This window comes from Brachyspira hyodysenteriae ATCC 27164, from assembly GCF_001676785.2.
GTDB lineage: Bacteria > Spirochaetota > Brachyspiria > Brachyspirales > Brachyspiraceae > Brachyspira > Brachyspira hyodysenteriae.
This window is the reverse complement of record NZ_CP015910.2, coordinates 2,110,314-2,130,361: the sequence shown is the minus strand read 5'-3', so window position 1 is coordinate 2,130,361 and position 20,048 is coordinate 2,110,314. Positions and strand designations below refer to the sequence as shown.

At 26.8% G+C, this 20,048-nt stretch carries 14 protein-coding genes; 12 read left to right on the top strand and 2 right to left on the bottom strand.

The window, feature by feature from the left end; all coding sequences use genetic code 11:
• Window positions 1–241: 241 nt before the first annotated feature.
• The 4 genes from dnaG to BHYOB78_RS09285 all read left to right on the top strand — a co-directional run bounded on the left by dnaG (window position 242) and on the right by BHYOB78_RS09285 (window position 5,185).
• Window positions 242–2,041, top strand: coding sequence for a DNA primase (gene dnaG, locus BHYOB78_RS09300; RefSeq protein WP_012670518.1), 1,800 nt, complete (start codon window positions 242–244; stop codon window positions 2,039–2,041).
• Window positions 2,038–3,801, top strand: coding sequence for an RNA polymerase sigma factor RpoD (gene rpoD / locus BHYOB78_RS09295; protein ID WP_012670517.1), 1,764 nt, complete (start codon window positions 2,038–2,040; stop codon window positions 3,799–3,801). The genes dnaG and rpoD overlap by 4 nt, the downstream gene beginning before the upstream one ends.
• Window positions 3,802–4,578: 777 nt before the next feature.
• On the top strand, window positions 4,579–4,803 hold the full coding sequence (locus BHYOB78_RS09290) for a hypothetical protein (RefSeq protein ID WP_012670516.1): 225 nt from the start codon (window positions 4,579–4,581) through the stop codon (window positions 4,801–4,803).
• A 4-nt stretch (window positions 4,804–4,807) separates the two neighbouring features.
• Window positions 4,808–5,185 carry a helix-turn-helix domain-containing protein gene (locus tag BHYOB78_RS09285; protein WP_028331288.1) on the top strand — a complete coding sequence of 126 codons (378 nt, stop codon included), beginning with the start codon at window positions 4,808–4,810 and terminating at the stop codon, window positions 5,183–5,185.
• A 114-nt stretch (window positions 5,186–5,299) separates the two neighbouring features.
• Here BHYOB78_RS09285 and BHYOB78_RS09280 read toward each other — a convergent pair whose 3' ends face one another.
• Window positions 5,300–6,172 carry a flagellin N-terminal helical domain-containing protein gene (locus tag BHYOB78_RS09280; RefSeq protein WP_020063934.1) on the bottom strand — a complete coding sequence of 291 codons (873 nt, stop codon included), beginning with the start codon at window positions 6,170–6,172 and terminating at the stop codon, window positions 5,300–5,302.
• 632 nt (window positions 6,173–6,804) lie between these two features.
• On the opposite strand from BHYOB78_RS09280, the gene BHYOB78_RS09275 reads away from it, so the two are divergent.
• The 5 genes from BHYOB78_RS09275 (at window position 6,805) to BHYOB78_RS09255 (ending at window position 13,783) form a co-directional block, all read left to right on the top strand.
• Complete coding sequence (locus tag BHYOB78_RS09275) at window positions 6,805–8,934, top strand: ankyrin repeat domain-containing protein (protein WP_028331287.1); 2,130 nt, start codon at window positions 6,805–6,807, stop codon at window positions 8,932–8,934.
• 651 nt (window positions 8,935–9,585) lie between these two features.
• Window positions 9,586–11,517: a methyl-accepting chemotaxis protein gene (locus BHYOB78_RS09270; protein ID WP_020063932.1), complete on the top strand. Its 1,932-nt coding sequence runs from the start codon at window positions 9,586–9,588 to the stop codon at window positions 11,515–11,517.
• Between the two features lie 151 nt (window positions 11,518–11,668).
• Window positions 11,669–12,328 carry an electron transport complex subunit RsxE gene (rsxE, locus tag BHYOB78_RS09265; protein WP_012670510.1) on the top strand — a complete coding sequence of 220 codons (660 nt, stop codon included), beginning with the start codon at window positions 11,669–11,671 and terminating at the stop codon, window positions 12,326–12,328.
• On the top strand, window positions 12,321–12,902 hold the full coding sequence (rsxA, locus tag BHYOB78_RS09260; RefSeq protein WP_012670509.1) for an electron transport complex subunit RsxA: 582 nt from the start codon (window positions 12,321–12,323) through the stop codon (window positions 12,900–12,902). Before rsxE ends, rsxA begins: the two co-directional genes overlap by 8 nt.
• 38 nt (window positions 12,903–12,940) lie before the next feature.
• Window positions 12,941–13,783 (top strand): RnfABCDGE type electron transport complex subunit B, encoded by an 843-nt coding sequence (locus tag BHYOB78_RS09255; RefSeq protein WP_012670508.1) that lies wholly within the window; start codon window positions 12,941–12,943, stop codon window positions 13,781–13,783.
• Between the two features lie 82 nt (window positions 13,784–13,865).
• Here the strand turns inward: BHYOB78_RS09255 and BHYOB78_RS09250 are convergent, their stop codons facing one another.
• Complete coding sequence (locus tag BHYOB78_RS09250) at window positions 13,866–14,348, bottom strand: GNAT family N-acetyltransferase (RefSeq protein WP_020063931.1); 483 nt, start codon at window positions 14,346–14,348, stop codon at window positions 13,866–13,868.
• A 230-nt stretch (window positions 14,349–14,578) separates the two neighbouring features.
• Between BHYOB78_RS09250 and BHYOB78_RS09245 the strand changes: the two genes are divergently transcribed.
• The 3 genes from BHYOB78_RS09245 (at window position 14,579) to BHYOB78_RS09235 (ending at window position 20,040) form a co-directional block, all read left to right on the top strand.
• Window positions 14,579–15,922 carry an MATE family efflux transporter gene (locus BHYOB78_RS09245; protein ID WP_012670506.1) on the top strand — a complete coding sequence of 448 codons (1,344 nt, stop codon included), beginning with the start codon at window positions 14,579–14,581 and terminating at the stop codon, window positions 15,920–15,922.
• A 274-nt stretch (window positions 15,923–16,196) separates the two neighbouring features.
• Complete coding sequence (locus BHYOB78_RS09240) at window positions 16,197–17,828, top strand: FAD-binding protein (RefSeq protein ID WP_020063930.1); 1,632 nt, start codon at window positions 16,197–16,199, stop codon at window positions 17,826–17,828.
• Window positions 17,829–18,057: 229 nt separating this feature from the next.
• Window positions 18,058–20,040, top strand: coding sequence for a tetratricopeptide repeat protein (locus BHYOB78_RS09235; protein ID WP_020063929.1), 1,983 nt, complete (start codon window positions 18,058–18,060; stop codon window positions 20,038–20,040).
• Window positions 20,041–20,048 lie beyond the last annotated feature (8 nt).

The window sequence follows — 20,048 nt, the reverse complement described above, 5'->3', positions numbered from 1 at the left end:
GATAAGTCTCCGCAAAACATATTCACACTATAATAATAAAAAACAGAATTTTGTCAAGTGATAAATATATAAAATAAATTGATTTTGAATCATATTATTTTTATCAATAATCATTAAAAATACTTGACTTTTTTTAAAATATTTTTATATTTATGGATATTTATTTATGGGGATAATTGTAATTTTTAATATTTTTATATCCGATTAATATACGGATATTTAATGTTTGAGCTTATTTATTGTGGATAATTTATTTATTGAAAAATTAAATAATCTATTGTCTAGAGTATCTCTTATTGATATATTAAGGGATAGATATAAAGTAATACATAGAGGCGGAAGTCAATATACCGTTCAATGTCCTTTTCATAAAGACGGACAGGAAACAAATCCTTCTATGTCTGTTGATGATGCTAAAGGTATATATAAATGCTTTACATGCGGTGCTAAAGGCAATGTTATTACATATCTTAAAGAAAAAGAAAACAAGTCATTTAAAGAGGCTGTACAGTATTTAGGCAATAGGTTTTCAGTTGATGTAAGCGGTTTCTTTTCTGCTAAAACTACCCAAAAAGATAAAATATATTTAGAAAGCAGAAGAATTAACAGAATAGCATGCAACTTTTTTGGAAAAAGCCTGTTTTTAAAAGATAAAAATGGTGATTATTTTTATAAAGATGCTGAAAAATACTTAAAATCAAGGAAAATACCATTCAGCATTATAAAAGAATTTAGAATAGGGTATGCGCCTCCTAGTTGGAATGCTTTAATGAATGCATTAGCCGAGAACAAAATTACAGTAAATAATATGAATATATTAGGTTTAGTAAGCGTAAGCAAGAATAATCCTAATCATTATTATGATACTTTTGTTAATAGAATAATGTTTCCTATAATAAATGAAAGAGAGGAAATAGTAGGTTTCGGAGGCAGAAGTATAGACGGTAAAGAACCTAAATATTTAAATTCCAAAGAAAGCCTCATATTTAAAAAGAAATCTTCATTATATGGTATAAATATTGCTAAATCATACATAATGAAGCAAGATGAAATAATGTTGGTTGAAGGCTATATGGATACTATAGCATGCCATAAAATGGGTATAAAGAATGTTGTCGGCACTTTAGGTACTGCAATCACAGAAGAGCATGCAAAAGAGATAAAAAAATACACTAAAAATGTAGTATTAGCATTAGATAGCGATGAAGCAGGCATAAAAGCTGCTAAAATGGCTGTAATTACACTGTTGAAGTTTGATTTAAAACTTACTATACTTTCTATACAAGAAACTAAAGATTTAGATGAATTTTTTACAGTTTATGGTAGAAGCCGGTTTGATATATTGTATAATAATAAACTTAATTGGTATGATTTTGTTATAGATACTGAAATAAAAAAAGATATTTCTTCTTTATCTATAGCAGAAAAATTAAATGTTATTAATAGTTTTTATAAATATTTAGACGCTGTGAAAAGTGAAACAGAGAAACAGATGATAATTTCATACGTAGCTTCTAAACTTAATGTTGATAGGGAAGCTTTTAACAAAGACTATTTAAATACATATAATGCAAATCAGTATGCTTCCGGTATAAAATATGATAAAAAAGTAAAAAATATAGATAATAAATTTCACTATGAAAATAGTTTGATATATTTACTTGCTTTGAATCCTTCTTTAATTAAAGAGGCTGAAAGAGAAATTAGTGTTGATCTTATTAAGAAAGATATAACAAGAGAATTTTATATAAGGCTCTTAACTCTTAATAAAGAAGCAAGTGTTGAAGATGCTCTTAATATATTAGGTAATGAGTATATAGCTAATCAGATTTTAAGCAAGAAGAAACTATATAGTGAAAATATATATGAAAAATTGGAGGAGCTTATTATTAAAATTAAAAGCGGCTGCATAGACTCCGAAAAAAAAGAATTACAAAATAATATAAATTTGGATAATTTAGATAATATTTATGAAGCAGCACGTAAAATTAGTTTACTTAATAAGCAAAAAGAAAAATTACATCAAGGAAGTGATTTATGATGACAGAAGAAGATTGCGATCTTTTGATTAAAAATAATGAAAAGATTAGAAAATTACTTGAAAAAGGAAATACTAATAAATATCTTACATTTAAAGAGATCAACGGTGCCATTGATAATATGGATACTGATGTAATGGATATACTTTTTCAATTATTAGCTGCAAGAAAAATTGTTATCGTTGAAGACAAAAGAGAGTTTGAAAGCCTTTCTAAAAACCAAAATAAAATTGATGATGCTGCTAAATTTATACATGTAGAAGATAAAGTTGGAAATAATGATGATCCTATAAGACTTTATCTTAAAGAAATTGGAAAGGTTAGTCTGCTTACTCATGATGATGAGGTAGATTATTCAAAGAAGATTGAATCCGGAGAATCTGAAATTGAAAATATAATATTAAATACTCATCTTGTAGTAGGGGAAGTATTAAATACAATCAAAAATGTACAGATAGGTAAAGTTTCTATACATGAAATACTAGAACCTCCTAGAATATATAATGTTTCTACTCAGGAAAAAAGAAAATTAGAAAGAAAATATAAAAACTTTGAAAAAGAGTATGTAGCATTAGCTGAAAAATATTTATCTTTGGATAAGAGAATAAAAAAGATTACTACTCAAAAAACAATAAAAGCTCTTACTAAAGAACAAGAGGAAGTTAAAGACAGTATAGTTAAACTTTTAAGCAAAGTAAGATTAAACAGAATGGAAATAGACAGAATAGCTGAAAAGTTAAAGTTCTATTTACACAGAATAAATCAGATAGAAGAGTATTTTGAAAAGCTTAAAAAAAGATACTATAAAGAAATATCAGATTTTGAAAATTATTATAAAGAGATAGAATCTGGAAACAAGGACATATATATAAGACTTGTAGATGAGTTTAATATTACTCCTGAAGCTATAGAGGCTGTTATAACTAGCTTCCATAAAGCACAGGTTCGTATGGCTGATATTTATGATGAAGTTCGTATTGATAAAGAAACTTTGGTAGAATGGGTGCGTAAAATAGACTCATCAAGAAGAAAAATTGCTCAGGCTAAAGATCATATTGTTAAGGCTAATTTAAGACTTGTTATTGCTATAGCCAAAAAGTATGTTAATAGAGGTCTTCATTTCTTCGATTTAGTTCAGGAAGGAAATATAGGGCTTATCAAGGCTGTAGATAAATTTGAATATAAAAAAGGATATAAATTTTCTACATATGCTACTTGGTGGATTCGTCAGGCAATTACTCGTTCTATAAGCGATCAGGCTAGAACTATAAGGGTTCCTGTTCATATGATAGAGCAGATTAATAAAGTTCAGAGGGTATTAAGACAGTATATGCAGCAGCATGGAAGAGAGCCTTCTATTCAGGAGATTGCAAAAGCATTAAGCTGGCCTGAAAGTAGGGTAAAAAGCGTAAGAAATGTTGCTAAAGACCCTGTATCTTTGAATGCTCCTATAGGCGATGAAGAGGATACTATCTTAGGTGAACTTATAGAAGATAAAGAATTTGAAAGTCCTCAGAATATTACTACTTTCAAAATTTTAAGAAAGCAAATCGATTCTATACTTGACAGTTTGCCGGACAGAGAACAGAAAGTTATCAGAATGCGTTTTGGGCTTGTTGATGGTTATTCTCATACTCTTGAAGAGGTTGGATATGTATTCAAGGTTACTAGAGAACGTATTCGTCAGATAGAGGCAAAAGCTATAAGAAGATTAAGAGCTCAGTCTAAGAAAAAAGAGTTAAAAGATTTTCTTGACTCTTAATATCGATTAGAAAATTGAAATCTATAAGGAAGCAGGAATATCTGCTTCCTTTTTTTGTGCAAAGTCTTAAATTTAAATAAAGCTTGGGCGGGCATGCTTTTTCTATGTAAGTATCAAATATAAATAAAATTAAAAATTCAAATTTATATAAAAAAGTATAGAGGGCGGGGTATGTAAATAGTTTTTTAAATTTTATTTTTTCTAGATGTACTTTGAGTTATATAAATAATATTCAATATAAAAATATTATTACAAACATGTATCGATAATCTGGTATAAATCCTGATTTAAGTGCTAAAGAAAGAGGACTTTATGTAGCATGAGAGGTTACATGCGGTATACATGGTGCTAATAGACTTGGTGGAAATACAATAGCTGATATTATTATTTTTGGAAGACAGGCAGGTAAAAAATGCTGCTATTTATTCTCAATCAGCTAATTAAAATTTTTATTGATTTATAAAATATTTGGCTTGCAGTATATAATTTTGCAGGCTTTTTTATTTATATTGTCTTATTATTTTATTCTATTTTATAATTATATTATTAAATTAAAAGCTTATTCTTATATAGATAAAATCATATAATTATCTATTTATTTTTAAGAATGCAAATAAATTTTATATTTTTCGTATAAAATGTATAGTATTTATATTATAATCTTATAATATGTTAATATAATATACAAATATATACTATAATTGGTTGAAATAAATTCGTTTTGGATATATAAGATATTTATACAGTATTTAGATATACTGTATAAAGGGGAAGTTAATGAGAAAATTTCAAAACAGAATCTATTACAAAAAACTTATAAAAAACATATTAGATAATATAAAGGAGGATGATTATTTTTATAACAAAAAAACTAATTGGGAGGAATGGGTTATAATGCGTGTTGATATTAATAATGCAATAAGCAAATTAGATGATATTGATATAAGCAATTATAAACCAGAAGTTTTAGAGAGAATATTATATATTTTAAAGGAGTATTGATATAATGTGTCATTTATGTTCTAAATATGATACTTGTAAAAAACTTTGTAATGATGTTTTGAAAGAAATTAATAAGAGTTTAGGTACTAGGAAAATTAACTCTGATAGAACTGACAGCAGAGAAAGTATATTAACGAATGATGATTTAGATAATATACTATATGCAAATGCTTTGACAGAGAGTGAGTACAGCAGAGTTTCAAATTTAATAATAGCCATACTTACGCCTAAACAAAAAATGATAATGAAATTATTTTCAGAAGGAAAAAGTCAGGAGGAATTAGCCAAAATGCTTAATGTAACTCAGTCGGCAGTGTCTCAGTATTTAAGTGCCATAAAACGTGAGATATCAAAGCAGTTTAATATGGTAATAAATATATGATTAATATTATTATTGAAATTTTATAAGAAGTTTAAAAATAAAAAGGGGAGGCATTCAATTAAGAATGTCCCCCTTTATAATATGGTTAATATTACAAAACTAATTGAATATTAATTATTGTAATAATCTAAGAGCACCTTGTGGTAACTGATTAGCTTGAGCAAGCATAGACAAGTTAGCTTGGTTAAGAATTTGATCTTTAGCAAGTTTAACTGATGCTTCAGCCATATCTGTATCACGAATTCTGCTTTCAGAAGCCTGCATATTTTCGAATCCAACCATTAAGCCTTGAGCTGTCATTTCTAATCTGTTCTGATAAGCACCTAAGTCAGATCTTTGTTTTAATACTTTAAGAAGAGCTTCGTCTACCATACCGATAACAGAGTTAGCTTTAGCTGGGCTAGAAACACTGATAAATGTAGCTGTAACAGCAGGTCCTACTGGGTTTTTAAGTCCAAGAGCTTGGCTGTTCATAGTACCGATATAAACACGTTTTCTTTCGTCCATATTAGCACCGATGTGTAACCACATAGAAGCTGTAGGAGTGTTTTCACCTGTAGATCTAGCGAATCTTCCTGTTAACATGTTAAGTTTGTTGAATTGAGCTTGTGAAGCAACTCTGTCGATTTCGTCTACTAACTGAGAAACTTCGATTTGTACATAAAGTCTATCTTCGTCAGTATAGATACCGTTAGCAGCTTGTATAGCTAATTCACGAATTCTTTGAAGAATGTTAGTAGTTTCTTCTAAGTATCCTTCAGTAGTTTGAATGAAAGATATACCGTCTTGAGTATTTCTTTCAGCCATACGTAAACCACGAATCTGAGTTCTCATTTTCTCAGAAACTGCTAAACCAGAAGCATCATCTCCAGCTTGATTGATTCTCATACCGCTAGAAATCATAGCAGAATCTTTTTTAAGATCTACTTGGCGGAATTTTAAAGTGCGTTGTGCGTTTATAGCACTTATATTATTGTTGATAACCATATGGTTCCTCCATGAATTATTTGTATGTATTCTTCCCTGAACACACATTTATTATCGGTTATCGCTTTTTAATTATTAATTTTTTTTTAGTTAAATAAAAATTTTTTTCTTCAGTTTTATAAAAAAATATACCCTAATATTATGTTAATACTATTATGTTAATCTAAAATAACTTAGCTTCTTATATATATTATCTATTATAAATTTATTTTAATTACGCATCCAGAGTATTACTATGTAAATAAAAAATTATATTTTTTTATTTATTCCCTCTTTAATGATGTATTCACCGTGCGCTTAATAAATTTATATTTATAATAAAAACTTGGGCGGGGATGCTTTTTCTAATTTATTTATAAAACAAATAAAAGTTATGATTAAAAAATAAAGTAATAAAGATAAAAGAGTGGGGTGTGTAAATAGGTTTTAAATCTATTTTAATTCCCCGCCATTTATATCTTTTATCTGCTTTGAGATTTTTGATAAATTTTTTTTGATGCTTTATTAAGAAATTATAGATGTCCACCCAAGCTTTAATTAAATATATTATGTTTATTATATTTTTAATTGAATTGACTAAAATTATTAATTTTACTATACTATAGTGAGGTAATATATATTAGAGGTTTATGATGTTTACAAATAAAGAAAAAATTGAATTTTTCAATGCTGTAGAAGATGGAGATATTCAGCAAATAAAATATTTATTGGATAAAAATAATTATATAAATATAGATGTATTTGGAATAGCAAAAATATTAATTGAGCATGAAAATAATAAAAATGTTATTGAAAAAAAAGATATTGAAATTGATTTTAAGAATAAAGATGGATATACTCCTTTAATGATTGCCTCTTATAAAGGAAATACTGATATAGTAAAACTTTTATTAGAATATAATGCCTCTGTAGATATAACTAACAAAGATAATTATACAGCTTTGATATATGCATGTATTTATGGCAGAGCAGATGTGGTAAAAATTCTTCTTAAACACAAAGCAGATATGTATATAGAGACTAAATTAGAAAATAATCATTTAACTGCATTGATGATAGCCTGCAGTCAAAATTATGCTGAAATAGTAAGAATATTACTTGAAAATGGCTATGACCCTAATTATAAAAATCAAAAAGGAGAAACAGCTTTAATATATTCTGCCTTTATAAAAAATGATAAACCTAGTACAGAAATAATAAAAATATTATTAGAGTATGGAGCAGATATAAATGCAAAGGACAATAAAGGTTCTACAGCATTAATATATGCTTCTTATTCTAGAAAAATTGATTTTGTAAGAGCTTTATTAGAGCATAATGCTGATACAGAAATAAGTAATAATGAAAAAAATACTGCCTTATTATATGCATGTGAAGGCAGAAATATTGATATGCTTAAAACTTTACTTGAATATAATGCAAGTCCAAATGTACAAAATAAATTGGATAAAACTCCTTTGATAATTGCCTGTGATTATGATTCTTATGATATGGTAAAAATATTGTTAGAGCATAATGCTGATGTTAATTTGTCAGATCACAGAAAAGAAACTCCTTTAATGTATGCTGTATATGAAAGTAATGTGAAAATGGTTGAGCTTCTTTTAAAGTATAATCCTGATTTAACATTAAAAAATAAATATGGAGAAACTGCATTAGATATGGCATACAATCAAAATCATTATAAAGAGAAAATAGGAAAATTGATACTAGATGCTTCGTCTAAAGAAATAAAATTTTTATATGCAGTTATTGAAAATAAAATACATGATGTTTTGCAATATATTTCTGAAGGAGTTGACATTAATAATACCATATATGGGACAGACGGATTTAATGCATTGCTTTTAGCTTCACGTAATCATTATAAAGAAATAATAAAAATATTATTAGAACATAATGCTGATGTTAATTTCAAAAGTTGTTCAAATAATACCGCTTTAGAATATATTTCTAATAATGATAATAATTTTGATATAGCTTTAGAGTTTATAAAAAGAGGGGCTGATGTAAATGCTATTGATAATGATGGCATTACACCTTTAATGTATGCTGCTTCTTATAATGCTGAAAAAATATTAAATTTATTAATAGAAAATAATGCTGATATCAATATTCAAAGTAAATCTGGTTTTAATGCTTTAATTCTTGCTGCTATGCATAATCATATTAATATAGTAAAAATTTTAATAAAAAATAAAGCTGATGTATTTGCAAGAGATGCTTATGGAAGAAGAGTCTTATATTATGTTAGCAGAAATGAAAATTATGATATGTTTGACATTTTTACAATCTATCATGATAAAGAATATAAGAGAAATTCTAGATTTCTTGATTTTGTTTCAGATGGAGAAATCAATAAGGTAGCTAAATATATATCAAAAGGAATAGATGTTAACTTTCAAGATGATTTTGGAGATACGCCTTTAACTCTTGTTGAAAAGAGAAAAATTGCAAAAATGTTATTGGATAATAATGCAGATATTAATAAAAGAGGAAAATATGGATATACTCCTCTAATGGTTGCTATTAAGAAAAACCATATGAAACTTGCCGAATTCTTTATAAAAAATAATGCTGATATTAATATTACAGACCCTGAAGGAAATACTGCATTAGTTATAGCCGCCCAAAAGAAAAATGCCTACATATTTGAGCTTCTATTAAAAAATGGGGCAGATCTATCTATAAGTAAAGATATAGAGTTGATGATAGTTTGCAATGATGAAATGGAAAGCATATTCAAAAAATACAGTAAATAAGTTTTTTAATTTTTTCTCATTCCCCGCCCTTTAGGTTTGTCATATATTTTAACATTTTTACTTACAATTTTTTTAATGTTTTATTTAGAGATTATAGCTGCCCACCCTAGATTTTTTAAATTAAAAAATGCTATCTACGCACGGTTAGTAAAATTTCAAATATAATAAAAATTAGAATTGATAATTAGCATATATTTATAGCCTTACTCTGCGTGCGGTGTGGAAATTGTTAATTTAAATAAAATTTGGGTGGGTGTGCTTTTTCTAAGTTGATATATAAAAAGATAATGCATTTTACTATTCTAAATAGATTTTAAAGTTTATGGGGTGGGGTATGTAAATAAGTTTTAAATATACTTTCATTCTAAACCTGTATGTTTACAAATTCTTTCTTAAAATTTTATATTATTTTTCTGAATTACATATTTAAGTAATCAAATTTTAATTTTAATTTATTATTTGTGATTTTTATTTACGTTAAGTATCTATTTTGTATATAAGTTATTACTGATAGTGTTGTTTATGTATTATAATTAAATTATTTAAATTTGGAATTTGATTTTTTTCCATTTTTCGATTATATTATAGCATATAAAAATTAATTAGTTTTTTGAAAAATATCTAAATTTTTTTTAGCATGGTTTTATTATTATGAGAATAAATAATCTTTCTTTTAGGATACCTTTTATAATTTCTATTATGTTTATATTATGTATGTCAATTATTGTATTAATAATTACAATAATAAGTTCCAATTCTATAGAAGATACTGCTATAAAGGGATTAAGAGTTGCGGCAAAATCATATTCAGATATGATAGATTTGTATCTTACTGAAAAAAGATTAGTTATGGATTTATATTCTAAAGACCCTAATCTATCAAGATATCTTGTTAATCCCACCGAAGAGAATAAATTGGCAGCAGAAGAATCATTGAAAGAATTTACGAGAGAGGTTGCTGATACTCAAGTTTTTTATAATTATTCCCTTGTTAATTTTAATGCTAACATAATACTTGATTCTATAGGCGGAAAATTACTTCATATAAATTATGGTAAAGATTCTCCGGATTGGATTAGATTCAGAGATACAGGATTCGATTTTGCGGGAAGAGATTTAATTCAGCCTTCTTCGGCTAATCCTCTTAATGCTATATGTGTTATATGGAAAGGTGTTAAAGATGAAAATGGAAGGGTTGTAGGAGTTTTAAATAGTTCTATTAATTGGATGAAATTTATAGCAGATTACATTATGCCTAGTCAATTGGGGGAAACAGGCTCTATAATGATAATAGATAAAAATAGAAATATAATAGCCCATAATGATACTAATAAATTATACATCTATGAAAGTAATATAATAGGCACATCAGCTTATGAAAGAAAACCTGAAACTATAAGAGAAAAAGAGGATAAATTCTTTCAATATGTATTGGATACTAAAGAAGGTATTTTGGAATATGTAGATGATGATAATGTATCTGAAATAGCATTATTTAATCCTATAAATAATACTCCTTGGTATTTAATAGTGAGCTATAGTCAGAATGAAATTTATGGTGATAAAAACAAACTTACAAAGATAGTTATAATTATAGCTGTAATTATGTCTGTTATAATTTGTTGTATTGGTAAATTGATAGCAAGATCTATAATTTTACCTTTAAATATGGTTGTAAATGAGGCTGATAATATATCTAAAGGATATATAGACAATAATAATACTAATATTTCATGCAATGTTAGAAAAGATGAAATAGGCAGTTTAATGTGTAGTTTTTATAATATGAAAGCTGCATTAATAGAGGCCGTTAAGGTAGCTAATAGTATAGCCGTTGATGCCAAGGATAAAGCCGGCGAGATATCATCAAAAAATAGTAAGCTTCATGCGGAAACAGAGAGCAATTCTTATAAAATGCAGGAAACTTCAAGTATAACTAATAATATAGGAAATTCTGTATTAGAAACTACTAATTATGCCAATGAACTTATTGATATAATGAAAGAAGCCAATAATTCTATAGATATGGCAGACAGCAGTATTACAGAGGCCGCTGATAATGCTAATTCTGTTAGTGAGGCTAGTAATAAAATAAAAGATATTACAAATGTTATAGAAAATATTGCATTTCAAACAAATATATTAGCTTTGAATGCCTCTGTTGAAGCGGCGCGTGCCGGAGAAAATGGAAGAGGTTTTTCTGTTGTAGCAAATGAAGTTAGAAATTTAGCTCAAAGTACATCCGGATCGGTTAAAGATATATCTTCTCTTATCGAAGAAAGTCAAAAACGTATAGAACTTGCAGCAAAATCTACTAATCAGTCTAAAGAATTATTTAATGATATGAAAGGAAAAATAGAAAAAGCATATTCTTTGCTTTCCAGCTTCAGCAGTGCTTTAAAATTACAAAAAGATGGTATAGATTCTATTAATTCTCATATCATAAATATAGAAGATAGTTCTAAAAATAACACTAAATTAGCAGAAGATGTAAGCGAAATTTCTGAAGAATTAGAGGAATTATCCATCAAATTAGAAGATGCTATGTCCTTCTTTAAGATAAAAAATGACAATAAGCAGTAATATATATATAATAAAATATGAGTATAGTACATAATTTTATGTATGTTAAAATAATAATTAAAACGCTGTAAATCATAATTTCACTTGAAAAAATTATAATTTATGGTAGAATTATTAAGTGTAATCTTAATTAAATCAAGGTTAAATTATTATGAAAAATTCTCAAGTATTTATGGAAGGTGTTTGGAAAAATAATCCTACCTTCGTTCAGGTTCTTGGTATGTGTCCTAGCTTAGCAGTTACAAGCAGCGTAATGAATGCTATAGGTATGTCAGTAGCTACTATATTCGTTTTGGTTTGCTCGTCTGCTTTAATATCTCTTATTAAGAAGATTTATGCTAATGAAGTTAGAATCATGGGATACATAGTGGTTATAGCAGCTTTCGTTACTTTGACAGACATTGTTATGAAAGCTAAGTTTTATACATTATCTTTGGCATTAGGTCCATATATACCGCTTATAGTTGTAAACTGTATTATATTGGGAAGAGCAGAGGCTTTTGCTAATAAAAATGGTATTATACCTAGTATTTTTGATGCTTTAGGTAATGGCGTAGGTTTCTTTATTGCTTTAACATTACTTGCTTCTATTAGAGAAGTTTTGGGTAATGGTACTTGGCTAGGTTTTGATATAGTAGGTACTTTAAGAGGTTTCTTTGAGTCTGCTATGCCTTTCGCTTTGAATGCATATAATGAAATTACTACTCCTTGGGTTGTTATGATTATGGCTCCTGGTGCGTTCTTTACTTTAGGAACATTAATTGCAATTAAAAGAGCTATAGATGCTAGAGGAGGAAAAGCTAATGGTTAATTTAATTTTATTATTTATAGCTACTGTTTTAGTTAATAATTTCGTTTTAACTAAATTTTTGGGTATATGTCCGTTCTTAGGTGTATCCAATAAGTTAGATTCAGCAATTAGTATGGGTATTGCTGTTACTTTCGTATTAGTTTTAACTGCTGCTGTTAGCTGGATGATACAGTATTATATATTAGTTCCTTTTAAAATCGAATTTTTACAAACTATACTTTTCATCATAGTAATTGCAGCTTTAGTGCAGTTTGTTGAGATGGTAGTAAGAAAGACTAGTGAAAGTTTATATTTGGCTTTAGGTATTTTCCTTCCATTAATTACTACTAACTGCTGCGTATTGGGATTAGCTTTATTCGGTGTTTTATATAAATACAATTTTATACAGAACATAGTATTTGCTTTAGGTGCAGGCGTTGGTTTTACATTAGCTTTAGTTATAATGGCTAGTATAAGAGAACGTTTGATGACTGCAGATATACCGGAAGCTTTTAAAGGACCTGCTATGCCTTTCATTACAGCAGGTATACTTGCACTTATTTTCTATGGTTTTTCCGGAATAATAAAAATATGATTATTAAGTGTTAGAAGTATTTAATAAGGATAATAAAAATGATGACATCTGTTTTAGTAGCTTCAATATCTTCAGGCTTAATTGCTTTGATATTGGCTGTTTTATTGATATTTTCTTCAAAAATTTTCAAAGTTGAAGTTGATGAAAGAGTTACAACACTTACTGAAATGCTTCCAGGTGCTAACTGCGGAGGATGCGGTTTCCCAGGTTGTGCTCAGTTTGCTAAGGCTTTAGTTGATGATAAAGCTCCTGTAGACGGCTGTTCTGTAGGAGGTGCTAATACTGCTTCTAAAGTTGCTGATTTTTTAGGTAAAGTAGCTCCTGAACAAAAAGAAAGAACAAGAGCATATATTTTCTGCCATGGACATAATGGAATAGCTAAATCTAATAGAGTTTATAAAGGTGCTCCTACTTGTGTTTCTGCTGTTATGGCTGGCGGAAATAAAGAATGTTCTTATGGATGTGTTGGCTTTTATGATTGTATGAAAGCTTGCGATTTTGGTGCAATTATTAAAGATGAAGAAACAGGAATGCCTGTTATAGTTGAAGATAAATGTGTTTCTTGCAGTGCTTGTGTTAAAGCTTGTCCTCAGAAACTTATCGAAATTCACCCTGTTTCTCAAGATATACATGTTTACTGTAAATCTAAAGATAAAGGTCCTATTGCTAAAAAAGCTTGCGACAAAGCATGTATAGGTTGTAATATATGTGTTAAAAATACTAAAGAAGGCGGTATGAAAGTTGATAATTATCTTGCTATAGTTAATTATGAGGATTATGCTGTTACAAATGAAAGTATAGCTAAATGTCCTACTAAAGCTATTACTGATGAAAAAGTAAATTCAGTAAAAAGCCTTCCTGTACCTTTAAAAAAAGCGTAAGACTATTTAATTGAAAATTATAAACAAGGATAGTAATTAATAATTATTATCCTTGTTTTTTTATATCATTAATAATATTTAATTACAAATCTATATAATAGAGTACAATATCTTTATATTCATTGTTTTTATTCATATATCCATTTTTTACAATGCCTATTTTATTAAATCCGATTTTTTCATATAATTTATGAGCATTTGTATTTGATATTACTACAGCATTAAATTGAAGTATTTTATATCCTAATTTAGCTGCCTGTTTAATAGAATCTCTTACCAATATTTCTCCAATTCCTCTTCCTCTATATTCTTTACTTACAGCATAGGAGGCATTTGATATATGTCCGCATCTTCCTATATTATTTGGATGAAGTATATACACTCCTAGAACTTTTTCATTGTATATAGAAATTCCTGTATAGTCTTGTGAGCTGAAATATTTATGAGCTTCTTCTTCATTGTTTAATGTTTCTATTTGTGGAAAATATATACCTTCTTTTATAGTATCATTCCATATATTCATAACTTCTTTAATATATTTTTCATTATATTTTATTGTTTCCATTTTGATTTCCTTTAATAATATAGAATTATTATATATTATTATTAATTAATTATAAATATAGTATTATATATTATCAGCTTGACATAAAATAATAATATGAATATAATATATTTAGTCAAAAAACATACTATTAATAATTTGTTGTTTATTTTATATCTTAATAATTTTCTTTAGTATATGTTTTTATAATCCTTATAATATTTTTTCTTTTTATTTTAAAGGAATAATTAATGGAACTTAATAATAAAACTTTAATAGAAAACAGCAGTATTAATTTATTTTCAAAATTTGCAATACCCAGCATATTAGGTATGATAATGGGAAGTGCTGCCGTATTTGTAGACGGTTTTTTTGTAGCACATTTTATATCGGCAGAGGCTTTTACTGCAATAAATATAGTATGGCCTATAACTGCTTTGTCTTTCGGTATTTATGTAATGCTTACTATAGGTTCTGTTGCTCTTGCCGGAAAATGTATAGGTGAGAATAATATAAGACGTGCCAATTTAATATTTACTCAAACTTTGATTGTAGTTCTTACTATAGCTAGTTTTCCTTTGATTATAGCGTATATATTTAGGGAAAGTCTTCTTCCTTTTTTTGGTGCCCATGGTGAGGTTTATGAATTATCATTGGATTATGTAGAGGGTGTACTATTTGCAACATTTTTTTGGGGAATGGCTTATGTTTTAAGTCAGTTTGTAAGGCTTAATGGTTCCCCTAAATTTGCTTCTGCAATGTTTATAGTATCATCTTTAGCTAATATGGTTTTAGATCCTCTTTTTATTATAGTTTTTAATTTTGGAATTGCCGGAGCTGCTTGGGCTACCGCAATATCTCAGATGATAGCTTTTTTAATGGGATTATTATATTTCTTCAAACCTAATTGCAGATTAAAGATAATAAAAATTTATGGAGGCTGGATATATATACTAAAAGCTGCATTTAATGGATTTTCTGAGTTTTTAAGCAATTTTTCATCAGGACTCATTCCTTGGCTTTTTAATATAACAGCATATAATATTTCAGGAAACAGAGGCATACTAGTATATTCAGTTGCTAATTATGCAATAATGTTTTTTATAATGCTTGCATATTCAATAGGCGAGGCATTAGAGCCTTTAGTAAGTGTTTCTTATGGTGCTAAAAATAAAAACAGAATGAAAGATTTTTTAAAGATATCTGTATTTTTAATTACTTTTATATCGGTATTAAGTTCTATTATACTTTTAATTAATCCTAGTCTTCTTGTTAATACGCTTTTAAAAGATGTTGATAATCAAACTTTTGATGATGCTTTATTTTTTGTAAGAACCTCTATACCTACATTCATAGGGGTTGGAATAAATATCATAATGAGTGCATATTATACTTCAGTTCAAAAGGCTGGGGCTTCTGCAATTGTTGCTGCTTTAAGGAGTATGATTCTTCCTGTTGTATTGGTATTAACTCTTCCAAATATTTTCGGATTTATAGGTTTGGTTTTGGTTCTGCCTATAAGCGAGATAGCTACTTTGATAGTATCTTTTGCATTATATAAAAATAGAAGTGCTGATATATTACTTACAGAATGATTATTTTATAAAATTATTCTAATATTGTAATGATATAATGAAATGTTAATATATACCAAACAACTATATTTTTTCAAAATAATTTTTTAATTTAATAAATTATCTTATATGTAAGACAACTTTAGTATTATTTAGTACTAATTTTATCCTTGCACTTTTTGGTTCTTTGACGAAGTCCGCCTGTGGCGTGCGGTGGGAAAAAGAACAACAAAAAATTGACAAACTTAAAAATTTTTAGTATATTCAATTATAAAAATTATCTAAGAGTGATAATATGAATATAAACAAAGAATTTTATTGTGATGTATTGATTGTAGGCGGAGGAATAGCTGGACTTATTGCTGCTGAAAGAGCATTGAAAGTTTTTAAAAGAGTATGCATTGCTGATTCTTCTAAGATTTGTTTTGGAGCTTCTTATTTTCCTTTAAAGGCTACATTAGGCATACAGGCAACAAAAGATGAAAATGATTATGATAAATATTATGAAGATATAACTAATATGGGTAAAGGTGTTGAAAATCCAGAGCTTATAAAAACTTATATTAAGAATATTAAAAGAGATGTTTATCTTCTAAAAAGAATCGGTTTTAAACCTTGGCTTAGAAAAGATTCAAGACCTGCTTGTTTTGCTAAATACTCAAGAAATATTTTTTTGATTAATGATTGGAATGGGGCTAGAAAAAGAGCTAATAAAATTTTCAGAAAAAATAAAAGACTTAAAATATTTGAAGGAAGTTCTTTAATAAGAATCATAAAAAATAATGATAAAGTTTATGGAGCTATATTTCAAAATAAAGATAAATTTTTCTTTATAAAATCTAAAGTGATAATTTTAGCTGCAGGAGGAATTGCAGGAAATTATAAAAATAGCTTGTATCCCAAAAAAATTAATGGTACTTGTCATATAACTGCATTAGATGCTGGAGCTTATGCACAAAATATGGAGTTTATTCAATTTATACCTGCATATTTAAAACCTAAATATAATGTTTTGTTTGGAGAGCATACTTTAAAATATTGTATTGGCATGTATGATGAAGATAATAAATTAATTTTTGACGGAATAAACAATGATAACAATAAAAAATTATGGATTGAAAGAAGTGCTTATGCTCCTTTCAGCATAGATTTTGAAAGCAGTGAAATAGATTTAAAAATACCTTACAGCGGAGTAAAATTAAAATATTCTGAAGATTTGTATAAAGACAAAGAAGAATTTTATACTGTTTATTTGGATTGGCTTAAGAAAGAAATGAATATTGATTTACTTAAAGATGAAACTTTAATAACCCATTTTGCTCATAGCTGTAATGGAGGCATAAAAATAGACAGCAATGGATTTACCGGTGTTAATGGACTTTATGCTATTGGAGAATTATCATCTGGTATAGAAGGGGCTAATAGGCTAGGCGGAAATTCTGTGGGCGGAGCTTTGGTATTTGGAAACAATGCTGTTAAAGATGCTTATAAATATATTAAAAATAATAAATTTCATAATAATAAAAAATTAAATAGTATAGAAAAAGAGTTTAATGATTGGATAGATGATATTTCAAAAGATGATAAAGAAAATACGCTTACAAAAAATGAAGTACTTGATAAAATAAGAGAATTAGTAAGTGAAAATTTATCAGTTGTGAGAAGCAAAGAAAAAATAGAAATTTTTTTAAGAAATATTTATGAGATTAGAAGCAATTACAGTATAAAAGAAAATATTAAAGATGGTTCTATAGAAATTTATTTGATTCTTGAAAGTGTTAAGATGATTGCTTTAAGTATGCTTGAAAGAGATGAGAGCAGAGGGGCTCATTACAGAGAGGATTTCAAATATTCTTCGGATAAAATTTATAAAGTTCAGCTAAAAAGAGAAAATAATAAAACAATAGCTGAGAGAATTTATAATTAATTAGAATAAAGAATTTTTATTATAATTTGTTATATTAGTTATATTTTTGGCTAATTCTTTTACGGTGATTTTTTTATTATATAGCATTAAGCTCTGAATCGGTTACTCCTAAAAGTTTAACGAAAATTGCTTTTTATTATTAGTATTTATTTTTTAATTATTGTTTTACTTGAAAAATTATTAAAATATTCTAATATACAAATTAGAACTTTTTATTCAGGATAAATAAATGATAAAAGAAGAAATACAGCAGTTATTTGAATTAGGAAAAAATGCTTTTATAGAAAAAAGATATGAAGAAGCTATTTATAACTTAGAAAAAATAATTGATATTTATAATAAAGATTTAGTTTTTTATTCTGATAATGAATTTATTATTTACAGCAGTGATGATGATGAAACAAGCGATGAAGAAATTGATAATATGCATAATATTTTAATAAGTGCTTATTATAATATAGGTACTTCTAAATGCAATTTAAAAATGTATAAAGAGTCTTTAAAATATTTTGATAAAACTTTAGAGCTTAATGATAAATATGGAAATGCTTATCATAGCAGGGGAGTTTCTAAATATAATTTAGGATTATATGAAGAGGCTATAAAAGATTTTAATAAAACTTTAGAATTAGATCCTGATTTTAAAGATGCTTATTTTATTAGGGCTTTATCTTATGCTAAAATTAATAGTCATAATGAAGCTATTGATGATTTTAATAAACTATTAATAGAGTATGATGAAATTAATTATATATATTATTATTATAGAGGTTTGTCAAAATTTAATTTGAATTTATTTGAAGAGGCTATTAAAGACTTTAGTATTGCATTAGATGATTTGCCTAATGAGAGTTATATATATTATGATAGGGCTTTAGCTTATTCTAATTTAAATATGTTTGAAAATGCTATAAATGATTATAATAGAGTTATAGAGTTAAATAAAAATGATATTGATTCTTATTATAATAGGGCTTTAACATACTCTAAGTTGGAAGAATATGATAAAGCTATAGAAGATTACAATAAAGTTTTAGAGTTAAATCCTAATGATAAAGAAGCTGTTTATAATATGGCTTTATGCAAACAGAATTTAGAGTTATTTGAAGAAGCTATAAAAGATTTTAATAATATTATTGATTCTGATAATATATTTGTTTATTATAGTTTAGGTATATGTTATTTAGAATTAGAAAGATATGAAGAAGCTATTGATAACTTTGATGCATTTATAAAACTCAATCCTGATTATCCTGATGCGTATTTTTACAGAGGAAATGCTAAGTATGATTTAAAACATTATGAAGAGGCTATTGATGATTATAATAAAACTTTGGAATTGGATAAACTTTATATAGATGCTTATTATGAAAGGGCTATGGTAAAGATTAATTTGAATTTATATGATGATGCAATTAAAGATTTTGATGAAGCTTTATATAATATAGATTCAGATTCTGATAGAGCTTATTTATTTTATTTAAAAGCTATTGTATATGAAATATTAAAAAAATATGATGAGGCTATAGAAAATTATACTAATGCTATAGAACTTGGAAATGATTGTTATTATAAGATAGCCATTGCCAAACATAATGCAGGATTAGTAAAAGAATCTATTGATGATTATAATAAGGCTATAGATTTAGAGCCTGATAATTATGAAATATATAGTTATAAGGGAAATGCTGAACTTGATTTATGTTTGTATGAAGAAGCTATTAAGGATTTTGACAAAGCTATAGAGTTAAATCCCAATTTTGATGAGGCATATTATAATAGGGGCATTGCTAATGATGCTTTGAAAAATTATGAAGAATCTTTTAAAGATTATAAAATGACTGTAAAATTAAATGAACAACATGATTATGCTTTTAATAATTTGGGAAGCTATTATGTGAGATTAAAGGAATATGATAAAGCATTGGAAAATTTTTATAAGGCATTGGAAATAAATTCTGAACTTTCTTTGCCTTATAATAATATAGGCGAAGTAAAATCAAGATTGGCTTTAAAAGAAAAAAACAATATAGAAAATTATAATAAATTAAACAGCGAAGCATTAGAGTATTTTAATAAATCTTATCAAACAGCTTTAAAAAATAATGATGAATATGAAATAAATGCAATTATGGATAATATGAAAGAATTAGCAGCTGAAAATATAGAACCTGCAATAGAGTTTTTAAAAAATAATAATATTGATTATTAATTTATAAG